Source organism: Buttiauxella sp., from assembly GCF_049686335.1.
Taxonomy (GTDB): domain Bacteria; phylum Pseudomonadota; class Gammaproteobacteria; order Enterobacterales; family Enterobacteriaceae; genus Buttiauxella.
The window spans coordinates 109,878-135,458 of sequence record NZ_JBAVHX010000008.1 but is presented as its reverse complement, the minus strand read 5'-3'; the positions used below and the strand labels follow the sequence as shown (position 1 = coordinate 135,458).

Below are 25,581 nucleotides of genomic sequence, written 5' to 3'. Positions count from 1 at the left end.
ATGAAAAAGTTATTCAATAACGAGCTTAAGCATCTGTTCCGTGGGGTGACATTACTGCTGGTGGCACTGGTTTCTCTTCCGCTTTGCGCCGAGCAAATCTCGCCGACATTTGAACATATTAAATCCAGCCATATGCTCAACATTGGCTACCGCCAGCTCGCACCGTTCTCTTTTCGAGATAACACCGGCAAGGTCAATGGTTACACTATTTCGCTGTGTAATATTATTGCCGGTGAAATACAGGTATATCTGGGATTACAAAATCTCGACGTTCATTATATCCCGGTGATGTTTGCTGAACGAGTGACCGCACTCAATAGCAACCGAATAGATTTAGACTGCAGTGTGAATACCGATGCACCGGAAAGAAAAAATAGCGTCTCTTTTTCGACAGATTATTTCACTGCGAATTTACGCATCATTTCACTGCGCCAGACGACTATCCATACTCTTGAAGATTTAAAGGGGCGTACCGTCAGTGTGCCTCGCGGCTCTAAAGACCTGTTGGAACTGAATCGCGTCAATCGTGAAAAACATCTGAGCCTGTCAATTATTACCTCAGAAACGACGGAAGAAGCGTTTGATATGATGGCGCAAAAACGTACGGCGGCCTTAATCCTCGATGATATACTGGCCTACCCTTTTATCAACCAGAGCAAAGATCCTGAAGCGTTCACTGTTTCGCATGAAGTTGTGGGGGAGAAAATGAAGTACGCCATTATGATGAAAAAACAGGATCCGTTATTTGTTGCGTTTGTCGATAAAACTCTGGGGCACATTTTCGCGTCATCAGCCCATGAGCAGATGACCAAGAAATGGCTGTCGCAGAAAATCATCACTACAAACGATCAGAAAAATTAAACAGTTAACGATACTGATGACACCGTTCTTTCCCAGGACAAGCAAGTACAGCGCCAGACGGGTATCAACGAACCTTATATTATCAGGGTTGCTGTTGTTATTATTGCTGGGGAATTCGTTACGTGCCGCCTGGGACTTCACCACGATCCAACAACGCACCAATCAGCTATATGGCCCCGCGACGCCTGAAGCAGAAAAACGTATTGATGCCTGGCAACAACTGCTTATCCAGCAGCTTAATAAAAGTGAATCTGAACAATTAAACGCAGTTAATCTATTTTTTAACCAAAAGCTACATTACCGCGAAGATAGCGAAATCTGGAATTCTGTTGATTATTGGGCAACGCCTGTGGAATCACTGCGTAAAGGGCAAGCGGATTGTGAAGATTATGCTCTGGCGAAATATTTCACCTTACGCCATTTAGGTGTTTCCGGGGAAAAGCTGCGAATTACTTATGTTAAAGCCATCCGCCTTAATCGCGCGCATATGGTATTAACCTGGTATGAAACACCTAATGCGATCCCTTTGGTATTAGACAGTTTGACCGACAATATTCTACCCGCAACAAAACGTACAGACTTATTACCGGTTTACTCTTTTAATGATAGTGGGCTGTGGTTACCAGGCAGTCAAAATAATAAACGTGTCGGGGATAGTAAGAACCTTTCTCGCTGGCAAGATGTATTGAAAAAAATGCGGGAAGAAGGATTCCCGATTGATGAATAGGATGAACCTGTGTCACTTTTCAAACAGCTTCTGATAGCTATCTTTCTTTTTATGCTGATTATTTTCAGCGGCAGCTTTGTGGTTAATCTCGAAAGTTCACGGGATCAATACACCAATCAGCTGTTATCCCATGCTCAGGATGCCGCGACCGCATTAGGTCTGTCGCTGACGCCGCATGTTGACGATCCGGCGATGATTGAGCTGATGGTAAGTTCGATTTTTGATAGCGGCTATTACGACTCGATCCGCATAGTTGATCAGAACAACGGCAAAACTATTCTTGAGCGCAGCGCCTCGACGACGATTGCGGATGTTCCTCACTGGTTTACCCGCCTGGTCAATGTTAAACCGCAACCCGGTGAAGCGACGATTATGCGCGGCTGGCAACAGGCAGCACGCGTGGAAGTGGTCAGCAATCCGGTGTTTGCAGTGAAGCGTTTGTGGGAAAGTACGCTGGCGAATTTGCTGTGGATGCTGGCATGCAGCGTGGTGTGTATTCTGGCGGGCGCCATGTTGTTACGTCGTCAGTTACGTCCACTCAACTATATGGTTAAGCAGTCACAAGCGATTACCCGACGCGAATATCTGACGCAACTCGATTTGCCGAAAACCCCCGAGCTGCGCCGTGTTGTTGAAGCCATGAACCTGATGGTTACCAAGCTGAAATCGCTGTTTGAGGATCAGGCCGAGCACAGCGAACGTCTGCACAATGAAGCCTATCTCGACAGCCAGACCGGTATTGCCAACCGCCGCGCTTTCGATATGCAGATCCAGTCCCGTTTGAGCGATGAAGAGACGGCTCCGGGTTATTTGTTGTTGCTGCGTATTCAGGATCTTAGTGGCCTGAACCAACGTTTTGGTGGCCCGCATACCGATAATCTGCTCAAGCATGTCGCGGATATGATGAGTGTGGTGAAAAGTCAGCATGCCAACTCAGACAGCATTCTGGCGCGTATTCGGGGTGGCGAATTTGCCCTGCTTTGCCCGGGCGTGACCCATGGCGAAATGGTGAATCTGCAACACTCGCTCACCCAGCAACTGTCCGCATTCTATGCGACGGGAATGTCAGATATTAATCCTGTCGCTCATAGTGCGATGGTGCCATTTAATTCCGGCGATACCCCGAAATCACTGTTCGTTCAGGCTGACCGTTTACTGGTTGAAGCAGAGACACATACCACGCATCAGACCAACGATGTGCCGGCAGGTGACAGCACCGGGACTGAAGATCAGCATCTGTGGTTCACCCGTCTTGATACTGCCTTGAACAACCAGCAGTTCCAGTTATTCTTCCAGCCGGTGGTGGATTGCAAAAACCCGCAAAACATCATTCATTACAAAGTGTTGTCACGCATGCTGGATGAAGAGGGTAATAGCATTACCGCCGGCCGTTTCCTGCCGTGGATCCATCGGTTTGGCTGGAGCCATCGTCTGGATCAGGTGATGTTAGGTCTGACGTTGAAGCAGTTGAAAAGCTATTCAGGGCACCTGGCGCTGAGTTTGTCGGGGAGTTCTCTGACCAATGAAACCACCATCAAACAGCTGCTCAGTCCGTTGAAGTTGCATCCTCAGCTTGCCCGTCGTTTGATTCTGGAGCTGGATGAAAACCAGTTACCGAAGCCTGAGCAGATGGAAGTGTTTGTGAAGTTACTCAATCAGCACCGCTGTGGTTTGGGTCTGCAACACTTTGGTAGCCGCTTCGATATGATTGGCCACTTCTCGCAGTGGGGGCTGGCGTACCTGAAAATCGATTCCAGCTACATTCGTCATATTGATGTCGAGAGTGATAAGCGGCTATTTATTGATGTGTTACACAGTGCGACCAACAATATTGATTTGCCGTTGATTGCCGAGCGCGTGGAAACCGAAGGTGAATTGCGTGTTTTGCAAGAGGTGGGGATTTATGGGGCTATGGGGCAGTTGCTCGGTGAGCCGGCACCGTTTTAATTATACCCGTCATATTTCAAGCTGCCTCTGCGTTGGCTGCAATCACAAACCCCAGTCACTTACTTCAGTAAGCTCCTGGGGATTTGCTCTTTTGCCGCCTTGATGCAACTCGAACTATTGAGGGTATGCTATTAATTTTTGATGAAAAATCATTTTGTAGGGCGGGCAAGCGCAGCGCCCCCGCCAGCCCGTCAAAAGTCAGAAGATCCCCTGGTCGTCGCTATTAAGCAGATCTTCCAACCCACCTAATCCCTGACGTGCATGCGCACGATTCATCAGCTTAACCTGCGCCATTTCTGGCAAATCGGTAATCGTAATCACGCCTTTCTGGATCAGCAGAAAAATCAGGTCATCCAGAACGCGCACCATTTCCAGGTCGCTTTTTTGCAACAGCTCGCGGTGATGCATACTCTCGTCCACCACACTTGCGGCGTTATGCCACGCTTTTATTTCAGCGGTCTGGGCAAAAACTTCGCCCGTCATGCCAGTAAACGGCGCGTTCTCAACCCGCGTCAATTGGCCTTCATCATTTCGTTGTACGTAATACATGGTTGCTACCTTTTAGGGCATGCGAAAAACACCGCCCGGTGAGGGGCGGTAAGTCTCAATTATGAATGGTAATGCTCAGGCTTTGGGATTAAGTGATCCAGCGAGTAGTGCGATGATCCGTGTGAATCACTGCTCATATCTGGCGCACTATGTACCGGATGTGCCGGGTTTGCGGCATCACCTTTAGGCGCATGAGGCTCTGAACCGCCCTTGATAAGCTGCGCAATATCCGTCTCTTCGTGCAGTTGATGCGCGAGATCACTCAGGTCAATCTTGTCATGATGGCTGTCATCTTTACCGGTAAAGACTTTAGTATCGTCCCGACCCGGATGAGCTTTTGCATCATGGCTAAGATTGAAAGAAAGCGCATCATTGCTGTCGTCGAACAGGTTGCTTAAGCCGTGATCGTGACCCGCCGCATGGTGCGCTTTGCCCGCAGTATCAACGTCATGCTTCCCACGATGGGACGGATCATCCATCGTAAAATCTGACGTTTGATGGATAACGTTGGTGTTGCCATGATCGTCGTGAGCAGTCACTGAAACATCCACGCTATTTTTTCCGATATGAAGCTCATGGGTATTTACCGGAACGTCGTACGTCAGGTGGCCATTCTCTTCGTGCAGGACCGCGTCATAAGGTTTGTGATTGATGGTAACGCTAATATGTTCGTTGTTATGCACATCGGCGCTGTCGATTTGGCCGGTAATATGAGTCACATGATGACGCGCTTCTTGCGAGTCGATGTGGTTATCACGGGTGACATTGTTGATGGTGATTTTGGCGTCAGCGTGGGTGTCCACCAGCACATCATGTGAGTCATGAACGGTGATGGCGTTACCCGCTTTATCGGTCGCACTGATACTCACATCAAAGGTGTTTTTCCCTTCATGCAATAACGCTTTATCAACGGGAATGGCGTAACCCAGGTGACCGTTAATCACACCAACCACACCCGGGAACGACTTGCCGTTGACCGTCACCATTACATGATCGCCCAGTTGTGCATCGGTATCCCGGTCAATCGTGCCGGTGACAGAAACATGGTCAACTTCCTGGGCATTGATAACATTGTTCCCCGCCACATTGTCGAGATGGATTTCAGCCCTGAGTTGGGTATCCATCAGCACATCGTGTGTAGTGTGCGCAGTAAACGTGTTGCCGGCATCGTCCTTCACGGGAACATCAACAACAATACTGTTGCCACCTTCCCGCAAGTCACCTCTGAGAACGGGAATGTCGAATTGTTTATGGTCATCCAGCGTGCCGGAGTATGGCTGTCCGTTGACGGTCATCGCCACCGTGTCGCCCGGTTGCGCATCTCCATCAACCGTACCCTTAATAGACACACTGTCAGCCTCTTTGGCGTTGATGACGTCGTCCGTTGCCACCGGTTGCAGCGTGATGTTGGCACCAATCGTCGTATCGAGGGTAATAGTGTGAGTATCGGTCGAGGTGTACACGTTACCGGAAGTATCATGCCCGGTGAACGAGACATCTATCTTGTTATTGCCTTCGGTTAAGAGGCTGTTATCAACCGCAATGGCGAAGGTTTTCTCGCCACCTTGCAGCTGGTACTCCGCACCCGGCACGGGTTTGCCATTAAGCATCAGCGTCACGGTATCGCCGTCCTGCGCATCGCCCGCCACGGTGCCGGTGACCATCGTTGTGGCGTGGCTATGTTCTTCAATATTCACCTTGTCGTCGCCAGCAACAGTCCCGATGTGGACTTCATTTTTCACATCGTGGTCGATGGTGAGGGTGGTGGTATCAGTGACGGTCAAGGTGTTACCGACAGCATCGACACCGGTGACTTTGTAGGTAATTTCCTGATTAGTGAGCAGGTCGGAGGTCGGGACATCCAGTTTAAAGGTAAACCCACCGTGTCCATCACTGTGCAGCGTCGCTGGCCGTTCGTTGCCATTGACGGTCAGAATCACGCTGCCGCCCTCTTTCACATCCCCCGTGACCGTGCCGCTGATCTGCGTGGTTGACTGGTTGCTTTCGTCGATATTCAAAATGTTATCGCCCGCCACTTTATCCACGGTCAGCGTGACGTTAGCGTGATCGTCGATGGTGATCGTTTTAGACTCACTTTGGCTGAAGTCATTCCCCGCATTATCCTGCCCGGTGACCGTAACGATAATTTCGGGCTTGTCGGTATGCTGGGATGCTAATTCCGCTTTTAAATTATCGGTGTTCACTTCCAGCGTGTAGACCAGTTTGCCAGTGAGGTTATCGAATACCACATCCGCCGTTTCTGTGACGCCATTGAGCATGACGGTCACTTTATCGCCGACAGCGGCATCGCCACCCACCGTGCCGCTGATCCCGGTTTTGTCCGCCCCCAGATCTTTGGCCGAAAGGATATTGTCGCCGGAAACGGTATTGACGTGGATGGTCGCTGCCGCCGAAATATCGGTTGAATACGTTTGAATGGCGCTACCGGTGGTGGTGTTTCCGTGCTCGTCATGCCCGGTAACTTCGGCTTTGATTTCGTTGCCGGGCTGCAAATCGCTGGTTTTGACATTGACCGAGTAACTCAGGTCTTTACCAATCTCAATGTTTTGATAAACCTGCCCATTTACGGTCAGCGTGACGTATTCACCCGGATTCACATCGCCGGAAACATGGCCGGTGATGGTGGTGGTAGGCTGCTGTGTTTCATGAAGATTCAGGATGTTATCGTCAGTAACTTTGTCGATAGTGACTTCGGCTTTAACTTCCGTATCCACGGTAATGGTTTTACCGTCGGTTGCCGTAAAGGTGTTGCCCTGCTGGTCCTGCCCGGTGACGCTGACGGTGATGGTCGGGGTATGGCGCAGGTCATCAACGCTGACGTCTTTGCTAAATCGCATCACACCTTTTGAGTCAGTATGAACCTGCGTGGTCACAGGATTGCCGTTCACCATGATGGTCACGTTACTGCCATCATGAATGCCGTCGCCTTTGACAATACCGCTGACGGTGGTCGTCCCGGACTGTGATTCCAGAATATTGATAACGTCGTCGACTGCGATGTTATCGAGGTGAATTTCAGCGGTAGCCAGCGTGTCCACATGCACGGTTTTTTGCACACTGCTATCTGCTGTTTCACCTGCGCCATTATGCGCGTGGGCCGTGACCGAAATATCAGGGTGAGCCATCAGAAGTTTGGTATCAACTTCAACCTCATAACCCAACTCACCTGGCAGATTCGGACGCTCAACAATCTTAACCTGCATATCTTGATCGCCGATATGCAGCGTGACGAACTCGCCCGCTTTAACGTCGCCTTCGACGGTGCCACGGATCGTGGTGGTACCTTTTTCCGATTCGGCTTTATTGATCACATCGTTACCCGCAATCGGGCTGATGGTGATTTCGGCGTGTGGCGGATCGTAATCAGGAGTGGTTGTGCCACCGGTATTACTATCGGTTGGATGACCGTTCCCATGAGCGACGATATGGTCGGTTGCAGTTTCAGTATTACCGTAATCATCGGTAGTCGTGATCTTCACGACAATATCTGAATTTGGGCCAACATCACTCGGGTTGATGTAAGCCGGATTACCCGTTAAGGGATCGGTGGTGTGATCGGCGTTATAACCCAAATGTCCGTCAGGGAATTGCTCAACCGTCGTTTGAACAGTTTTACTACCGACCGTAATGGTGACGACATCCCCAATTTTCGCATCTCCGCCCACATTGCCAGAGATTACCCAGAAATCATTCGTACCGTTTACATGGACTGAGCCTGGCGTGATATCAATTGTTGCCTCAGCGCGCGTATCAATACCCACCGCATGAGAGGCGGTTGCCAGTACGGTATTGCCCGCCGCATCGTAACCGGTTACTGATGCATGAAGGACCGGTTTATCGCTGCCGGAAAGCAGATCATCTGTGCTGACATCAATGCTGTAACCTAAACCGTGGCCCTTGCCTTCAGAAACGACTTTTCCGGTGTAATGCTGGTTGTTCACTTCCAGGTCAACGATGTCGCCGATATGCACATCGCCAGTAACTTTTCCGGTGATGGTGGTGTATTGCTGGTGTGCATCGACATTGTTAATCCAGTCATCACCCGAAACCGTACCAATGGAGATGGTCGCCTGTGCGCCATCATCTCTGGTGACATCGTGATCCGCATGGACGGTGATGGTGTTCCCGGCTTTATCCTCAGTGCTAACGGTCGCTTCAATATGTCCGTTGGCGAGCAGGCCCGCCGTTCTCACTTCCACGGAATAACCTAACGCGTTATTGAGATGCGGCTGCGGTTCAACCGCGGCTTTATATTCGACACCATCGACCCAAACATGCACCGTATCGCCTTGATGAACATCGCCGCCTACCGTGCCATTAATGGTGGTAGTTGGATGTTTTTGATCGAGGTGATTCAGGATATCGTCACCAGAAACCACGTTGATCGTCAGTGATGCACTGGCGTGATCGTCAATATTTACATGGTGATCGGCAGTAGCAACGATGCTGTTTTGCGCCTTGTCCGTTACGCTGATGCTGGCATGAATATTTGGATCCTGATGCAGATCGGTCGTTTCCACCATCACGTTATAAACCATGTCGCCATTGGAGTTGAGCTCAACGGTTCCATGGTATTCATGGCCATTAATCTTTAGCGTCAGATCATCACCCGGCTTCATTTCCCCCTTCACAGTCCCGCTCACCAGTGAGTAATGGTGATTGAGTTCTTCATTATTGAGGGTGTTATCCGAGGTAACCGAATTAACGGTAATCTCAGCTTCCACTTTAAGATCAACAACCACAGTCCGGTCCGCATTCGCCGTTGCCGTGTTGTTGGCGTTATCGGTGCCCGTTACGGTTGCAGTGAAGTGCGGGTTAACCATCAAGTCGTGGGTACTAACCGGTTTGCTCCACACCAGATTGCCATGAGTATCTTTGGTGACTTCCGTCGTCAGTTCATTACCGTTAATCACCAGATGGACGACATCACCTTCTTTCACGTCGCCGCCGACGGTGCCTGACACCGTGGTGAATTCTTTATCCGACTCTTTGCCATTGATCATATCGTCGCCGGTCACTTTATCGATGGTGATGGTCGCTTCGGCTTGCAGATCAATACCGATCTGATTGGTGAAGGTGAAATGGTCCTGGTTACCCGCGGCGTCGTGTGCCACAACATGGGCTATCGGGTTCGGGTCAGCTAACAGATCTTTGGTCGACACGTCCACGCTATAACCCAGAGCACCATGTTGATTCAGCAGCTTGATAACGGTGGTTTCATAGGTGTGGTTATTGACGGTGATAGTGACTTTATCGCCTTCATTAATCTCGCCGCTCGTCGAGCCGCTCACCGTGCCGGTGATTTTGGTGGTGTGCTCTCTTGATTCGTGGTGATTGATGATGTTATCGCCGGTCACCGGTCCCATCGTGATGTTGCCATCAGCGTGGTTATCAATATGAACGGTGTGTTCGGTGGTCTTCGTGACTTTGTTGTGCAGTTCGTCGTATGACGTGACTGAGGCGGTAAATTTAACATCACCATCAATTTTGCCGTGGTTATCGCTGATGGCGTAACTATCCACTTCAATGCTGAAGCCTAAACCATTGCCCACAGGAATGACCTTGCCTGGGTACTTATCACCGTGAATCTCAATCACAACGTCATCGCCGACTTTTGCATCGCCACCGACCACGCCGGTGATCGTCACTTTTGGCTGATCTAACTCATTGTAATTGAGCACATCATCAGCGGTGACATTATCAATTTGAATGGTCGCATCTGCGTGGGTATCCACCGCAATATCATGGGAGTGTGAGGTAGTGACGCTGTTGCCGTGCAAGTCGCTGCTGGTTATCGACACTTTCACCGTGTCGAGGCCTTCATAAAGCCCGCCCGGTGGCACCGGCACCGAGTAAAACAGATTGCCGTTTGAGTCCACGTGAACCACGCCTGAATAATCGTGGTGGACTTCCTTACCGGAAGCATCATGGCCGGTCACCCGAACGGTAACTTTATCGCCAAATTTTGCATCATCACCCCAGACCGCACCCCGAATAATGGTGTTACTGCGGGATTCAATTGCGCTGACCCAGTCATCACCCGCCACTGTCTCGATGGTGAAATCGTTTACTGCAAAGTTATCGATATGCATCTTGTGATCGGTAATGACGATAACTTCATTCCCATGATCATCATGAGAGGTAATTTTCGCCGTGAAGGTGAGATCTTGATCAAGATGGGCTTTGTTGTTACCAAACTCCGAGGATTTAACCTCAATATGGTAGCTCAGATCTTTACCAACGGTGCCGGGGTAATCGGTTCCGTTAAAGGTGATGACCACCCTGTCGCCTTCTTTGGCATCGCCACCCGCGATACCGCTAATCATCTGGGTATCTTTAGCCAGTTCAGAGTGGTTCAGGAGATTGTCCTGGGTAACGTCAGCAATGGTCAGCGTGGCGTTGGCGTGGTTATCAACACTCACCGTGTGTTCATAGTGCGCAGTGACCAGGTTGCCATGATCGTCGTGTGAATCCACCTTGACGGTAATTTTCACATCCTTGTCTACTTCAGTTTTGTTGTCGCTGAAATCAGACGACTTCACATCAATCTTGTAGCCCAAATGGCCTGGCGTTAGCTCCACCACTCTGCCGAAGTATCTCTGACCGTCGACTTCCAGTGTGACTTTATCCCCTTCTCTGGCATCACCGTGAACGTCCCCGGTGATGGTCTGAACGGACTGATCCAGCTCGCTATGATTGAGGACGTTGTCCTGCGTCACATCTTTAATATCGATGGTCGCATTAGCGTGATTATCGATACCAACCGTATGTTCTTCGGTTACGGTGACGACATTCCCGGCTTTGTCATGAGAGGTGACGCTGACATGGAAGGTGACATTGCCATCGACTTCGCCTTTGTTATCGCTCAATAGCGATGGGTTCACCGGAATACGATAACCCAATGAATTATCGTCGAAAGTAATGACTTTGCCGTAGATATGCTGAGTACCGATCTGGATATCAACCACATCCCCAGGGCGTGCATCAAGACCGACTTTGCCATGGATCCACTGTTTATCAGCACCCAACTCACTGTGGTTCAGGACGTTATCTTTCGTGACATTTTCAATGGTAATGCTGGCGTGAGCCGCAGTATCCACGTCAACATTTTGGTGCGCGATGGCTATCGCTTCGTTCCCTGCTTTATCGTAGCTGGATACCTTCACCTGAACGTCATTCTTGCCTTCATGAAGTGCGTCACGCGGGACCGGAACGTTGTATAACAGGCGGCCAGCGGCTCCTTCAAACACGGTACCGAAGTAGCTTTTGCCATCGACGGTCACTTCCACCACGTCACCCGCTTTGGCATCTTTGCCGCTAACATGGCCGGTAATGTCGGTATCGTGCTGGTGTTCAGCATTGTTAACCACGTTATCGCCCGCTACGGTTTTGATAATCACGCTATTTTCTGCATGGTTATCAAGATGAACCCGATGGTCGGTGGTTACGACAACTTCGTTATTCGCTTTGTCATGAGAGGTGACCTGAACAGTGAACGGTTTATCGGCATTCACTTCACTCTGGTTGTTACCAAACTCAGAAGTCGGAACCTCAATGCTGTAAACCAGGCGACCGTCCGGGGTTTCAACCACCAGCCCGGTATGCTGATTGCCATTAATGGTCAGGATGACTGGATCATTCGCTTTTGCATCGCCGCCCACAGTGCCTGTGATGGTCTGCGTCTGGTGTTCCAACTCAGTATGGTTCAGGCTGTTATCGTCGGTAACACTGTCGACGGTAATCGTGGCGTTGGCGTGGTTATCGATATAAACCGTGTGCTCACGAGTCTGAACAACGACGTTACCCGCCGCATCGTGAGATTTCACCGTGGCGAGGACATGAACTTTGTCGTCCACTTCGCCCAGGTTTTGACTGAACAGCGCAGAATCCACTTCAATGTGGTAGCCGAGACCGTTGCCAACCGGCACCACTTCGCCGGTAAACTGGTGGCCTCTCACTTCAATGCTGACCACATCACCCGCTTTAGCATCGCCGCCCACCATGCCACTTATCATCTGCTTCGATGCAGTCAGTTCGTCATGGTTGAGGACGTTATCTTTGGTGACATCTTCAATGGTGATAGTGGCATTGGCGTGGTTGTCGATATTAACCGTGCTCACCTGAGTCGCGATCGCTACGTTACCCGCGCCGTCGTGCGAGGTAACTTTGGCGTGGACATCGACCTTGCCGTCCACTTCACCTTTGTTGTTGCTAAATACCCGCGGATCAACCGGGATGTTATAGCCCAGCTGCCCATTGCCAAGATCAATCACCTCCCCTTTGAAATGATTGCCTTTAATTTCGATATCCACGCGGTCGTGAACTTTAGCATCACCGTCTACAACACCATGAATAAACTGGGTTTTAGCCGCCAGTTCATCGTGGTTAAGTACATTATCTTTGGTAACATTTTCAATGGTGATGGTGGTGTTTGCGTGGTTATCAATATGCACCGAGTGCACAGCGGTCTGCACCACCACGTTACCCGCATCATCATGGGATTTAATCGTGGCGTGGATCTTAACGTCGCCATCGATTTCACCTTTGTTGCGGCTAAATGCGGAAGGCTCCACTGCGATGTTGTAGCCTGACTGGCCGTTGCCGAAATCAACCACGCTGCCGGTGAAATGCTTGCCGCGAATCTCGAGATCCACCACATCCCCCGCACGTGCGTCACCGCCGACGTTGCCGTGAACAAACTGTTGCGCGGCGTTTAATTCGTCGTGGTTGAGGGTGTTATCTTTGGTGACATCATCAATAGTGATGGTGGCATTAGCGTGGTTATCGATTTGAACGTTATGTTCAGTCGTCTCAACCACTTCGTTGCCCGCCGCATCATGTGCTTTGACGCTGGCAATCACTTTCACAAAGCCGTCTACGTCGCCCTGGTTATGACTAAAGTCTTTCGGATCTACCGCTATCTGATAACCGAGTTGGTTGGGGCCGATTGCGATAACATTTCCGCTGTAATGCTTGCCGTGGATCTCCAGGTCAACCACATCGCCGGGCTTTGCATCACCGCCCACTTTGCCGTGAACAAACTGTTTAGACGCATCAAGCTCGTCGTGATTGAGGATGTTGTCTTTGGTGATGGGATCAATGGTGATAGTGGCATCGGCATGGGTGTCGAGCGTGACGTTGGTATGCTCGACCGCAATCGCTTCGTTGCCCGCCGCATCATGGCTGATAACCATCACGCTGACTTTATTATGGCCCTCGGCAAGCGTGCCAACTGGCACTGGCACTTTGTAATGCAGATGGCCTGCGGAATCAGCCGTGACCTCACCGACGAAATCTTTCCCCTGCACATGAACCACCACCCGATCACCAGGCTTCGCATCTGCCCCGCTAACCCGACCCGTAATAAAGGTGTCTCGCTGCGATTCAAGGTGGTTAACCACGTTATCGCCCGCCACGGTTTTAATGGTCAAACCATTCCCGGCATGAGTGTCCAGCACCACGTTTTTGTGCTCAACCACCATCGCGGTGTTACCGGATGCATCGACACCGGTAACCATCACCTGCACGTCGTTGCTGCCTTCGGTGAGAGCGTTAGTCGGGACCGGGACTTCGTAACGCAACTGGCCGTGTTCATCGACGGTTACGTCACCGTAGAAGTTTTGGCCGTTGACGCTGACCACAACTTTATCGCCTGCCTGCGCATCACCGCTGACCACACCGGAAATCATGGTCGGCATACGGGCTTCAGTAGCGTTGACGATGTTGTCACCGGCCACCGTCTGGACGATCACATGGTTTTCGGCATGAGTGTCCAGCACCACGTTTTTGTGTTCCACCGCAATGGCGGTGTTACCGGCGGCATCGACACCGGTGACCATCACCTGTACGTCATTATTACCTTCGTTCAGCGCGCTGGTGGGTACAGGAATTTCATAGCGCAGGCTGCCGTTTTCAGCCGTCACCACTTCGCCACGATATTCGTGTCCGTTTACGCTGACGACCACACGATCGCCAGCCTGCGCGTCACCGCTCACCACGCCGGAAATCAGGGTCGGCATACGGGATTCGGCAGTATTCACCGTGTCGTCGCCCGCTACCGTGTCGATGATCAGCGCGTTATGCGCCTGGGTATCAAGGACAACGGTCTTATGCTCAGTGGCGATGGCTTCGTTACCCGCCGCGTCATGGCTGACGAGCTGCACGGTGACGTCATTCGCCCCTTCTTTGAGAAGCTGGGTTGGCACCGGCACTTCATAGCTCAACTGGCCGTTATTGTTCACCACCACACCATGGAAATCGCGACCACCAACGGTTACGGTAACCGGGTCGCCCGCCTGCGCATCGCCACCGGCCAAGCCGGTAATCATGGTTGGCATACGGGATTCGGTCGCGTTAACGATGTCATCGTTAGCCACGGTTCCGATAGAAATAGTGTTATGAACGTCGAGATCGATATCAACGTGATGGTCAGAAGAGGCTTGAGTGGTGTTGCCCGCTTCATCCGTCGAGGTGACGGTGGCATGGATATTGGGATCAGCCAGCAGCCCCTGGGTTGAAACGTCGATGCGGTAACCCAGCGCACCATTTCCCAGGTCGATGACCACGTCGGTGTATTCATGCCCATTCACGGTGAGGGTAATTTTATCGCCGATTTTGGCATCGCCGGAGACGGTGCCATGCACCGAAGTCCGGGCGTTGTGAGATTCCGCAATATTAATAACGTTGTCTGGCGTCACGTTATCAATGGTGATGTTGTCATGCAGATCGGTGACATCGATGATCGCGTCAGCAGTACTGTGCGCGGTGCGTCCAGAGACATCTGTGGCAGTGGCGGTGACGCTAATCTCGCCTTCAACAAGACCACTTAAATCAGGTTGCGTTGTCCAGTGACCATTTTTCACCTCCACATCAAACGTCAATGTGTTTTTTTGGCTATCGGTAAAGGTCAACGTGACATGGTTCTGGTTGCTGGTGCCGTTAATGGTGGCGTGATTTATTTCATTTTTGTTAATGAAGCCATCGTTACCGGCGAAGTCGTCAATCTGAACTAAAGGAGGGAGAACGGGAGGGGAACCGGCAGTTTGAGCACCTTCGGGTAACTCATGCGTCCAGGTGGGAGCGCCGATACCCTGGGTTTTAAAACCCGCAGTGGGATCAATAATTTGCCCGGTCATATCCAGTTGGACGAGGGTATGACCACCGCCGCCACCTTCAATTTGTACCGGGGGCTCATTGCCCGCCGCGGTCGCTTCTAAGGCTTGCGTCGGGTCCGCGCCATCAGCAATGGCTTTCTGTAATGATGCGACATCCTGCGTGTCATGCTCACCACTGCTGACCGCGTTTAAACCATGCTCAGTCCAGTGGCTGTTACGCCCAAGGTCAAGAGTCTTACCGTCCGGCAGAGAGACGCTCACCGCGCCGCTGTCCCCGGTGACAATCTCCTCACCACTGTAGATACGGTCACCTTCTTTCAAGAGGCGTTGGGAGCCATCTGCTGCAACTACATAAACCTGGCCAATTACTGCTCTGATGACACCGAGTAAATTACTCACCGAACCCTCTCTTGAAAATCTTCATTATTTTTAGATGTCGCGATAAATTAAATAATTAATAACATTATTTTTTCATTTACTGGATGCAACGCAATAATAAGGAATGCCCATTAATGGACATTCCTCAAATAGAGTTAATTAATAAATGTAGAAAAAAACACAGTTATTAGAATTCTATTACCGTGAGCTTGACTGAGGATTAAATATAATCAAAAATGACGCAAAGTGAAACATCACATTACAAAACATTAAATTTCATTTCGAATGAAAGCCCATTTAATGTAATCAGACAAACACCTCTGCATTTGTTAACCAATATGATGTTTCGTGTTAAATGCACAAATGGATATAAAGCGTGGCATAGGGATATCATTTTCTCGCGTAATAAGGCTTCATTAAATGCAGAAGTATCTGTTGTTTATATTTGGTGTTTTATCAATACAATCTGTTAACGCAGAAAGCTTACAAAATACCGTCGAGCATGCCCTCTCTAGCCACCCTGAAGTTAATGCCTCAGTCAATAGTCGCTATTCGGCAGAACAAGATTTACGTGCTGCACGTGGAGGATATCTCCCGTCTTTAAATTTAAATGCTGAAGCGGGCCAAAAAAACCTGAATGACGCAACGACACGTGCGGGCGGCAATAATAACGGGATGAACCTTTCCCCGAACGATGCCACGGTAAGTCTTGATCAGAACGTGTTCGATGGCTTCGCCACAACCAGCGAAGTGGGCCGCCAGAAAGCGACCGTCGACTCCCGCGCATTTACCGTGTTGAACGTCAGCGAAACCACCGCATTGAACGTGGTTCAGGCCTATCTCGACGTGCTGCAACGCGAGGAATATGTCCGCCTGGCACAAGACGATCTGGCGAACCACGAGCGCATCTACGACCAGATTCGTTTGCGTACCGACCAGGGCGTTGGGCGCTCCGGGGATTTGATGCAGGCGGAAGCCCGTCTGGCACAAGCGCGCAATAACTTACTGACTGAGCAGACAAACCTGGAAGATGCCAATACCACGTTTGTCAGCGTGACCGGGGCTGCGCCTGAAAACCTCAGCCTGCCTGAAAGCATTGACGGTAAACTGCCGAAATCGCTGGAAGATGCGAAACGCGTCATGGAAGCGAATAACCCACTGTTGAAGTCGGCGAACGCCGATATTGAAGCTGCGCATCAGCAATACCAGGCGGCGAAATCCACGTTCTATCCGCGGGTTGATGTTTCACTTTCCCATAGCATCAGTAACGATACCGACACGACTCGCGCCCATTCCGAAGAGTGGCAAGCGATGGTGAAACTGCATTACAACCTGTATCAGGGTGGAAGCGATAAAGCCGCAATGGATTCCCGTGCTTACCTGGAAAAACAAGCGCAAGACGTGAGAAATAATACCTTGCGCCAAATGAACCAGGAAATTGGGCTGGCATGGTCGGCTTTAAAAAATGCCCGCGACCAATTACCCGCGGCTGCAGATTATGCTGACCGTAGCGTAAAAGTCCGAACCGCTTATCAGGATCAATTCAGCCTGGGTGAACGAACCCTGCTGGATTTATTAGACAGTGAAAACGAAGTATTCTCATCTAAACGTCGTCTGGTGGAATTACGTTATCTGGAAATATCTTCCGGCTATCGCATATTTGCGCGCACCGGTGAATTATTAAAAGCTCTGAAAATTAATCCAACGCCTGCGGGTCAGCCAATTGATTCGGCGAGTAATAATACGTTGCCAGAATTGCAGTAGCGTTTAAGGAATATATTTCCGTAGGTCGGATAAGCGCAGCGCCATCCGACATTATTTGGTGGATGACGCTTCGCTTATCCACCCTACAAACACCGACATAACGCCTAAATGACTTCACAAGTTGAACAAATGAATAACCTGTCAGAGACTCCCCCCGTTGAAGAGTCGAGTTACCATGACCCGCGTAGTCGCCATGACGATCCTTTGCTCGATTGTCTGTTGGTACTGTGCTCTTTGCATGGTAAATCCGCGAGCCGTTCGACGTTAAGCAGTGGTTTGCCGCTTGAAAACGACCGCCTGACGTTAGCGATATTACCGCGCGCAGCAGCACGCGCGGGTTTGAAAGCGCGGGTCATTAAACGTACGCTGGATAAAATCCCGGAGATGTCGCTACCCGCGATCCTCTTGCTGCGTGATGGCGGTGCGGCGGTGTTGCTGGGCCGGAACGCCGACGGTTCCGTACGCCTGATGCCGAGTGAAAGCGAAGGCGGTGAAATCCGCGTTGACGCCACCACACTTGAGCAAAGCTATGCCGGCCAGGTGATTTTTGCCCATCCTCGCCATGAGTTTGACCTGCAATCTGAATCCTTCCTGCCGCGCACTAAATCGTGGTTCAAAGACACGTTGATGCTGTCCCGCTTCCTGTATATGGACGCGGTGCTGGCAAGCTTGCTTATCAACCTTATTGCGCTGGGCACCCCGCTGTTCACCATGAACGTGTATGACCGGGTTGTTCCCAATCATGCAACGGTGACGCTGTGGGTTCTGGCGGTCGGTATTTGTCTGGCGTTCATTTTCGATTTGATATTAAAAATGCTGCGCGGGATCTGTCTCGATATTGCCGGCAAGAAGAGCGACCTGATTATTTCCGCTACGCTGTTTGAGCGCATCACCGGCATGGAGATGAAGGCGCGCCCGGCACGTGTCGGTAGCTTTGCGCAGAATATCCATGAGTTTCAGTCGCTGCGCGATTTCCTCTCGTCACTGACGCTGACCACGCTTATTGATCTACCGTTTACGCTGGTGCTGTTGTTAGTTATCGCCATTATCGGCGGCTCGCTAGCCTGGATCCCGCTGCTCACCTTCCCCATCGCATTGCTGATTAGCTGGGCATTACAAAAACCGGTGAATGCGGCGGTGGCCAAAACCATGAGTCTGGCAAGCGAGCGCCAGGCACTGCTGATTGAAACACTCAGCGGCCTTGATGCGATTAAAGTTAACAATGCCCAGAGCGAGCGCCAGTATCAGTGGGAACAAACGCTGGGCAGCCTGAGCCGCCTGGAGTTGCGCGTCAAAACGTTATCCAGTTTTGCCAGCAACCTGACCGGCTGGTTCCAGCAAATGTCCGGCGTGATCATGATTATTGTCGGCGTTTACATGATTATTGGCGGCAACTTGAGTATGGGTGGCCTGATTGCCTGCTACATGCTCAATGGCCGTGCGCTAATGCCAATGGGACAACTCACCGGTTTAATCGCCCGCTACCAACAAGCACGTCTGACCATCAACAGCACAGAGAAAATGATGTCGATGCCGCAGGAACGTCGCGAGCATGAACATCCGCTGAAGCGCGAAAACTTCCGTGGCAGCATCGAATTTAAAGATGTCGATTTCAGCTATCCCGAGCAGAAAAATCCTTCGCTGCATAAGGTCAATCTGACCATCAAGCCTGGGGAACGTGTCGGCATTATCGGCCGCAGCGGATCAGGAAAAAGCTCCATCAGCAAACTCATTATCAATCTGTATCAGCCAACCGGCGGTAACATTTTGATCGACGATGTCGATGCTCGTCAGTTAGACGTAAACGATCTGCGCCATAGCATTGGTTACGTACCACAGGACATTCAGCTGTTTAACGGCACGCTGCGCGATAACCTGATTTCTGGTGCGCGTTATGTTGATGACGAAACCATGCTGCGTGCCGCAGAACTCGCGGGTGTCAGTGAGTTTGCGCGTATTCACCCTGATGGTTACAACCTGCAAGTGGGGGAACGTGGTATGCAATTGTCAGGCGGTCAACGCCAGGCCGTTGCCCTGGCGCGCGCCCTGTTGCTGGAGCCACCGGTTTTGTTGCTTGATGAGCCAACCAGCTCCATGGACAACACCAGTGAAGACCGCATCAAACAGGCGCTGGTGCCATTCGTCGCTGATAAAACCTTGTTACTCGTGACTCACCGTGCGTCGATGCTGACCCTGGTTGATCGCCTGATTATTGTTGATAAAGGACGCATTATCGCTGATGGCCCGAAAGCCATTGTTATGGATGCGCTGAAGAAGGGTCAAATCAATGCGTCTCGCTGATTTATTTACACGTTTGCGTCAGCAAATCCGCCCCTACTTTAACGGGCGCGATGAGAATCAGGCCGATAACATTAATGAAGTCAGTCATGCACTGATTGATGATTCACCGCGTGTTATCCGTCTGACACTGTGGACCATTCTGGCGTTAGTGATTCTGGCGATTGTGTGGGCCGGGTTTGCCCGACTCGATGAAGTCACGCGGGGTGAAGGCAAGGCTATTCCCTCTTCGCGTTTGCAGAAAATACAAAACCTGGAAGGCGGGATTGTCACGGAGCTGTTTGTTCATGAAGGGCAAATTGTCGATGCCGGTACGCCATTGTTGCATCTGGATGATACGCGCTTTGCCTCGAATGTCGGCGAAACAGAAGCGGACAAACTTGGGTTACGCGCCAAAATTGACCGCCTGACTGCGGAAGCTGAAGGCAAAGATTTTGTGATTTCTGATGAGATTATGAAGCGGGCACCGGAAGTGGCGCGTGGTGAAGTGGATTTGTATAACAGCCGCCGCAGTCAGTTGCAGAATGAAATCTCGGGCCTGCAAGAGCAGTTAGTGCAGAAGAAGCAGGAACTGCGCGATTTCCAGTCGAAACAATCTCAGTACAAACACAGCCTCAGCTTGCTGCAACAAGAGATCAAAATGTCTGAACCGCTGCTGGCCTCGGGCGCGATTTCTAAAGTGGAGATCCTGCGTTTGCGTCGTACCGAAGTGGAAACTAAAGGGCTGCTGGACTCCATCACCCTGTCGATTCCGAAATCTGATTCCGAAGCTAAAGAGATCGATAACAAAATTGCTGAAAGCCGCAGCCGCTTCCAGAGCGATGCGTTGTCGCAACTCAATGAAGCGCGCACCAATCTGAGTAAAGCCGAAGCCACGGGCAAAGCGCTGGAAGACCGGGTTAACCGCACCATGGTAGTTTCACCGGTTCGTGGCATCGTCCAACAAGTGATGGTGAATACCATTGGCGGCGTTATCCAGCCAGGCAGCGATCTGGTTGAGATTGTGCCGCTCGACGACAAACTGCTGATAGAAGTAAAAATTCAGCCACGTGACATCGCGTTCCTGCATCCGGGGCAACATGCAGTGGTTAAATTTACCGCTTACGATTACACCACCTACGGCGGCTTGAATGGCGAATTGGTGCAGATTAGCCCTGATACCGTGACCGATAAAGAAGGCCACAGTTATTACATCGCACGACTGAGAACCGATAAAAACTATTTGGGTACCAAAGAGCACCCAATGTTGATTATTCCGGGAATGGTCGCATCGGTGGATATTCTGACGGGCAAGAAATCGATTCTGAGTTATTTGCTTAAGCCGATTATTCGGGCCAAAGCTGAAGCACTGCGCGAGAGATAAATAAAAAGCCGCAACGGATAACGTTGCGGCTTAATTTTTTGTCTGTCTGGATAACGGTAACGGCGGATGACGCTGCGCTTATCCCCCCTACATCTACTGTCTGGATAACGGCAACGGTGGATGACGCTGCGCTTATCCACCCTACAACTACAGCCTGGATAACGGTAACGGTGGATGACGCTGCGCTTATCCACCCTACATTTACTGTCTGGATAACGGTAACGGCGGATGACGCTGCGCTTATTCACCCTACAACTACAGCCTGGATGACGCGACGCTTATTCACCCTGCACTGCTATCGGTTATTGTAGGTCGGATAAGCGAAGCGTCATCCGACAACGGCCAAATAATCTTAGCGAAATATTACTGACAACTAAAAGAAGCTAACTTCCCACGTTTAAGCGTCAACTTACCTTCGTTCACTAATTCTTGTAATACCTTATGGATAGCACTGCGCGAAATATGGTTACGGCTCAGAATAAAAGTATACACCGAGGTTTTATCGCGAATGTCAGGATCCAGCGACCAGATATGCTTCACATGCTCCGTCACGATTTCACGTATAGTTTTATGAGAGCGCATATTTTCACGCTGGAAATAACGCTGAAGATGGCTGGTTAAAATATCAAATGCATGCATCCATAAGTTTTTCTTGGTCAGCAACTCATTGGCATTGGCGGTGCTCATCACCCACATTTCACAATCTGAATCACAGCGTAAGTAATGCGATGTGAATTCACTGCGCATTTGTGCCAGCCCCAATATTGCGGGCGCGGTGAGGCTTATTGTGACAAGGTCATTTTCGACGCGGTAGACGGAGACGGTTCCTTTCTCCAGGAAAAATAAATTGCCATCCTTTCTCAGCTCAATGCGCTGACGTTTTTTTCGCAACGAAAAATACGCATTCTCTGACCTTTTTATTTCTTCGCCAATGAGCATTACAGATTCATCTACGTTAAGACTGGACATCAATTTTTCTTACCTGGATTGTGGATATAGATTATCTCCTTTCACTTTGTGAGGGAGACAGCCCTTAAGCAATTTGATAACGCATTCTCAACGTTGATATCAAAGACCGGATATCAAGACAAGTGTGTTCTTAATTAGCCAATATGCACTAAAAGCTGTGCTTACATGGTTTTCTCACGGGAGAACACCCATTGCTAAGTTGAGACATCATCAATGATGATTAAAGGCGACCAAATAGCTCAAAGATTAAATTTCACTTATAGCATCGCGTTTTGGCGGTAAAGAACATCACCATGGCATCAACTCGCTCAGCGCTGTGTCACTGAGTATATTTATCTCCAGGGCTAAGGTAATGTTTTTTATCTTTGCAGCGGGATCTTTCTCTTTGCAATTAAAAAAGAAATGCTGAAAACATTTAAACAATTGATTTAAATTAACTTTAATTGTTTTTAATGTGTTTATCTTTTGTTAGTAGTATTGTGAATAGCTGAAATAAAGTACAACCCGGGACGGCCCAGGTAAAACATCAGGTTATTCCCTGCCCCAATATGCTTATAATGGTACGTGTGAAATCCTGCCTGAGCTAACGAGAGTACTGGCAACATGCCCGAAGCAGAAAACCTGTCATATCTCATTGAAAGTAAAATATTATTTATCCCTGCAAAGCAGTGTCTGGTGCATGCGGACAGCCATGAACAGATAAAACTCAAGCCAACCGCCTCTTTATGCCTTTTGTTACTGCTCAGAAATCATGGTGCCATTGTCACACAAAATGAATTGCTGGCTTTTGCATGGGGGGATAGCCACAGGCAGGTAAGTTTTAACGCGTTTTATCAAAGCATTCTTTCTTTGCGTAAGTCCTTTATGCAAATGAATATTGAAAAGCAAATAATCACGACTGTTCCACGCAAAGGACTTATCATCCAGCAAGAAATAAGCGTCGAGGAACAGCGCGAATCTGTAGCAGAGATTCAGCCCGAACCATTACCCTTAGAAACAACAAGGGATTCGACAACTCATATCGCGGCCAAAGAAAAGCGAACTTTTTTAAACCTGACAGAAGGGTTGATGATTATCGCCACCGTGATAATCATCGCTGTCATTATCTATCCACGCCTATTTAACGAAGATTATTTTTCAGGTTATGTTTCCCCGAAAAAATATGATGGCCAGTGCCACTATTTCTTCAATGGCGATGCCAGCAATCATATCCGCCATGAGGCGTTCATCAAGGAACATCCTGAATTGTGCAAGGACGATAATTACCTCTATATAACGGCGTATACAGAAACCAAAAATGTTTCTGTCATTCAATGCACCACCAGTATGGAGTTATCAAAAGGTAACTCTTGCCAATCCGTCTTTTATCCACGGTACGATAGTCAATGAAGATATTCTCAGCGATTGCCGCAATAAGAATCCAGACACGCATCATTTTTTTAGTCTGCGTGGCTATTCTTGCCAGCCTGGCGCTATATCTTCATCAGCCTGCTCATGACGCGCGGCATAATCTTGCCTGCCGGGCGACGATACAGATAGAAAGAGACAAGGCTGCGTTTCGTGGGATCATTGATTTTAAATCGGGCGACGGGAAAGGTATTGCTCACATTAATGGCATCATTAATGTCAGTGCGCAGGAAGAATATACCGTTCAGCGTACCGTGCTGTTTACCCATACGGATTACGGGCTCAGCCCAGTCTGGGTTTCTCGCCAAATTATCATATCGAATCGCGAAACCGCGCCATCAGCGATCCTTCAGCAGTTCCTGCCAGACTTTTATCTCAAAAGTGCCGGCGTGACCGACATTGATATTTTTGCGCTGAACAAAGATGCGGATCTCATTACCCGCGAAGGTATCCCGTACTTGTACTGCCAGAAGTTCATGCTGCCAGATGACGAGTAAAATCTCTAACTAAAGCCCACTAAGATAGGGACTGAACTGGCGCAGGGATTTTTATTCTGGCGCCCCTTGCCGATAGATGAATTATGCCGGATGCTGGAAAATAACAATCTTCCTAAGAATGAATATCAACCGTAACAAACAGAAGTATTACGCCAGATATTGTCCATTAAAAGACAACTGCAGGGTGGGTTGTCTTTTATTTTTCTAATTGCATAAAATTACCTTGAAGATAATAAACACATCGCTATTATTCACTCGGCTATTTCCCATTAAAAAAACAAGCACGCCCTTCAAGAGTAAATTTTAAGTTAAATATGTTATTTAATTATGATGTTTCATTAGTCTTACTTGCCGTAATAAGTGCGTGCGTCGCTTTTTATGTCTCTTTTTGGCTATGTAAGGCTGGTGCGCGCAGAAATCATTATTGCTGGCCTTTATTTAGCGGCCCAACGATGGGCTGTGGGATATGGGTTTTGCACTATATGGTTATCCAGGCCCATCACCATAGCCATGTTATTAATTATAACATTCATAAAACGCTGGCATCATTGCTGATAGCGATGGTCGGTTGCACCCTGGGTTTTGCCTGTTTTTTATTCAAAAAACTGCGCGGCCAACACTACCTTTTTCCTGCTTTTATATTTTCGCTGTCCGCAGCATCCATGCATTATTTGGGGATGGCAGCCATCGTTAATGCAGGCGATGCGTACGTCAGCAGAAATCACATCATCCTCTCCCTGGTGGTTATTTTTATCGCATCGTTGATTATGTTGCGTTTAATGCACCTGATGTTGGTGATGAAGGGCAGGAATGATATTTATGCCAACTTTTACCGACTGGGTGCCACCCTTACGCTGTGTACGGGTGTGGCGATGATGCACTTTGTCGGATCATGCGAAATGAACATGGACACGCATCCCATGTCATCAATGCCTTTAGTTCAGGATGACTATATCGAAAACACCATCGCCATGACATTAAGCGTACTTGTCGCAATGGTATTTCTGCTGGCAATCGTTATCTGGTTTGTTAATTTCAAAAAGCATTTAAGTAATGAGTTGCTCAAGCGTGAGTTAATTAAAAAGAATTTACTGCTTAAGCAAATGACACAGCATGATTCATTAACGAAATTACCTAATCGTCTGTATCTGCAAACACATCTGAATACCCTTTTCGCAAGCCACGCTGTACCGTTATTTATCATGTTTATCGACCTGGATGGTTTTAAACGGGTTAATGACGTCTGGGGGCATGCAGTCGGGGATGAACTGCTGGTGAAGATTTCACAGACGCTCAAAGAAAACGTCTGCCACGAAGGTTTTGTCGCCAGAATTGGCGGTGACGAATTTATCATCGCAATTTGTCAAAAAGATAAAGAGAGGGTTATTCAACTCGCACAAAAACTGCTCTCTAAAATTGCGGGTACCTATGAACTCTCAGCAACGACAGTCGATTTTATCTCGGCCAGCATCGGGGTGTCCATTTACCCGGAGCATGGCACTGATGTCGCGACTTTACTTAAAAAAGCGGATGTAGCCATGTACTACATTAAAAACCAGGGAAAAAATAACATCACATTTTACAATGAAATAGAGATGACATTACCGAGCTAATCGTTAATTGAAACCATCGAGTCGTAAGAGACTCATTCCTAAGCAATGGATGCTTGTGAATCACTCCAAACCT

13 protein-coding genes are annotated in these 25,581 nt (G+C 49.3%); 10 read left to right on the top strand and 3 right to left on the bottom strand.

Annotation, left to right across the window (positions count from 1 at the left end):
• From WBL83_RS05965 to lapD, 3 genes are read left to right on the top strand one after another with little or no spacing between them, the layout of a single operon-like run.
• A complete protein-coding gene (locus tag WBL83_RS05965; RefSeq protein WP_424588283.1) occupies nucleotides 1-861 on the top strand; it encodes a transporter substrate-binding domain-containing protein in 861 nt (286 codons plus the stop codon).
• Between the two features lie 16 nt (nucleotides 862-877).
• Entirely contained in the window at nucleotides 878-1,588 is a 711-nt protein-coding gene (lapG, locus tag WBL83_RS05960) for a cysteine protease LapG (protein ID WP_424588282.1), read from the top strand.
• Between the two features lie 9 nt (nucleotides 1,589-1,597).
• A complete protein-coding gene (gene lapD, locus WBL83_RS05955; RefSeq protein WP_424588281.1) occupies nucleotides 1,598-3,535 on the top strand; it encodes a cyclic di-GMP receptor LapD in 1,938 nt (645 codons plus the stop codon).
• A gap of 198 nt (nucleotides 3,536-3,733) precedes the next feature.
• On the opposite strand, the gene WBL83_RS05950 is transcribed toward lapD, so the two are convergent.
• Together WBL83_RS05950 and WBL83_RS05945 are read right to left on the bottom strand one after the other, a co-directional pair.
• A complete protein-coding gene (locus WBL83_RS05950) occupies nucleotides 3,734-4,084 on the bottom strand; it encodes a tryptophan synthase subunit beta (RefSeq protein WP_424588280.1) in 351 nt (116 codons plus the stop codon).
• A 59-nt stretch (nucleotides 4,085-4,143) separates the two neighbouring features.
• Nucleotides 4,144-15,618: a retention module-containing protein gene (locus tag WBL83_RS05945; protein ID WP_424588279.1), complete on the bottom strand. Its 11,475-nt coding sequence runs from the start codon at nucleotides 15,616-15,618 to the stop codon at nucleotides 4,144-4,146.
• Nucleotides 15,619-16,017: 399 nt separating this feature from the next.
• Between WBL83_RS05945 and WBL83_RS05940 the strand changes: the two genes are divergently transcribed.
• From WBL83_RS05940 to WBL83_RS05925, 4 genes are all read left to right on the top strand, one after another.
• Entirely contained in the window at nucleotides 16,018-17,361 is a 1,344-nt protein-coding gene (locus tag WBL83_RS05940) for a TolC family outer membrane protein (protein ID WP_424588278.1), read from the top strand.
• Between the two features lie 129 nt (nucleotides 17,362-17,490).
• Nucleotides 17,491-19,662, top strand: coding sequence for a type I secretion system permease/ATPase (locus WBL83_RS05935; RefSeq protein WP_424588277.1), 2,172 nt, complete (start codon nucleotides 17,491-17,493; stop codon nucleotides 19,660-19,662).
• A complete protein-coding gene (locus WBL83_RS05930; RefSeq protein ID WP_424588276.1) occupies nucleotides 19,649-21,022 on the top strand; it encodes an HlyD family type I secretion periplasmic adaptor subunit in 1,374 nt (457 codons plus the stop codon). The genes WBL83_RS05935 and WBL83_RS05930 overlap by 14 nt, the downstream gene beginning before the upstream one ends.
• 38 nt (nucleotides 21,023-21,060) lie before the next feature.
• A complete protein-coding gene (locus WBL83_RS05925; protein ID WP_424588275.1) occupies nucleotides 21,061-21,333 on the top strand; it encodes a hypothetical protein in 273 nt (90 codons plus the stop codon).
• Between the two features lie 52 nt (nucleotides 21,334-21,385).
• Here the strand turns inward: WBL83_RS05925 and WBL83_RS05920 are convergent, their stop codons facing one another.
• Nucleotides 21,386-21,991: a helix-turn-helix domain-containing protein gene (locus tag WBL83_RS05920; protein WP_424588274.1), complete on the bottom strand. Its 606-nt coding sequence runs from the start codon at nucleotides 21,989-21,991 to the stop codon at nucleotides 21,386-21,388.
• A 603-nt stretch (nucleotides 21,992-22,594) separates the two neighbouring features.
• On the opposite strand from WBL83_RS05920, the gene WBL83_RS05915 reads away from it, so the two are divergent.
• The 3 genes from WBL83_RS05915 to WBL83_RS05905 all read left to right on the top strand — a co-directional run bounded on the left by WBL83_RS05915 (nucleotide 22,595) and on the right by WBL83_RS05905 (nucleotide 25,508).
• Nucleotides 22,595-23,380, top strand: a complete 786-nt coding sequence (locus WBL83_RS05915; RefSeq protein WP_424588273.1) for a winged helix-turn-helix domain-containing protein — start codon at nucleotides 22,595-22,597, stop codon at nucleotides 23,378-23,380.
• Nucleotides 23,377-23,895, top strand: a complete 519-nt coding sequence (locus tag WBL83_RS05910; protein ID WP_424588272.1) for a hypothetical protein — start codon at nucleotides 23,377-23,379, stop codon at nucleotides 23,893-23,895. The genes WBL83_RS05915 and WBL83_RS05910 overlap by 4 nt, the downstream gene beginning before the upstream one ends.
• Before the next feature lie 314 nt (nucleotides 23,896-24,209).
• Nucleotides 24,210-25,508, top strand: a complete 1,299-nt coding sequence (locus WBL83_RS05905; RefSeq protein WP_424588271.1) for a diguanylate cyclase domain-containing protein — start codon at nucleotides 24,210-24,212, stop codon at nucleotides 25,506-25,508.
• The last annotated feature ends 73 nt before the right edge of the window (nucleotides 25,509-25,581 follow it).

What these genes read in the sequence shown, in the direction of transcription:
- WBL83_RS05965 (WP_424588283.1), top strand. Translation starts at nt 1, where the DNA reads ATGAAAAAGTTATTCAATAACGAGCTTAAGCATCTGTTCCGTGGGGTG.
- lapG (WP_424588282.1), top strand. Translation starts at nt 878, where the DNA reads ATGACACCGTTCTTTCCCAGGACAAGCAAGTACAGCGCCAGACGGGTA.
- WBL83_RS05950 (WP_424588280.1), bottom strand. Translation starts at nt 4,084, where the DNA reads ATGTATTACGTACAACGAAATGATGAAGGCCAATTGACGCGGGTTGAG.
- WBL83_RS05940 (WP_424588278.1), top strand. Translation starts at nt 16,018, where the DNA reads ATGCAGAAGTATCTGTTGTTTATATTTGGTGTTTTATCAATACAATCT.
- WBL83_RS05935 (WP_424588277.1), top strand. Translation starts at nt 17,491, where the DNA reads ATGAATAACCTGTCAGAGACTCCCCCCGTTGAAGAGTCGAGTTACCAT.
- WBL83_RS05930 (WP_424588276.1), top strand. Translation starts at nt 19,649, where the DNA reads ATGCGTCTCGCTGATTTATTTACACGTTTGCGTCAGCAAATCCGCCCC.
- WBL83_RS05920 (WP_424588274.1), bottom strand. Translation starts at nt 21,991, where the DNA reads ATGTCCAGTCTTAACGTAGATGAATCTGTAATGCTCATTGGCGAAGAA.
- WBL83_RS05915 (WP_424588273.1), top strand. Translation starts at nt 22,595, where the DNA reads ATGCCCGAAGCAGAAAACCTGTCATATCTCATTGAAAGTAAAATATTA.
- WBL83_RS05910 (WP_424588272.1), top strand. Translation starts at nt 23,377, where the DNA reads ATGAAGATATTCTCAGCGATTGCCGCAATAAGAATCCAGACACGCATC.
- WBL83_RS05905 (WP_424588271.1), top strand. Translation starts at nt 24,210, where the DNA reads ATGTTATTTAATTATGATGTTTCATTAGTCTTACTTGCCGTAATAAGT.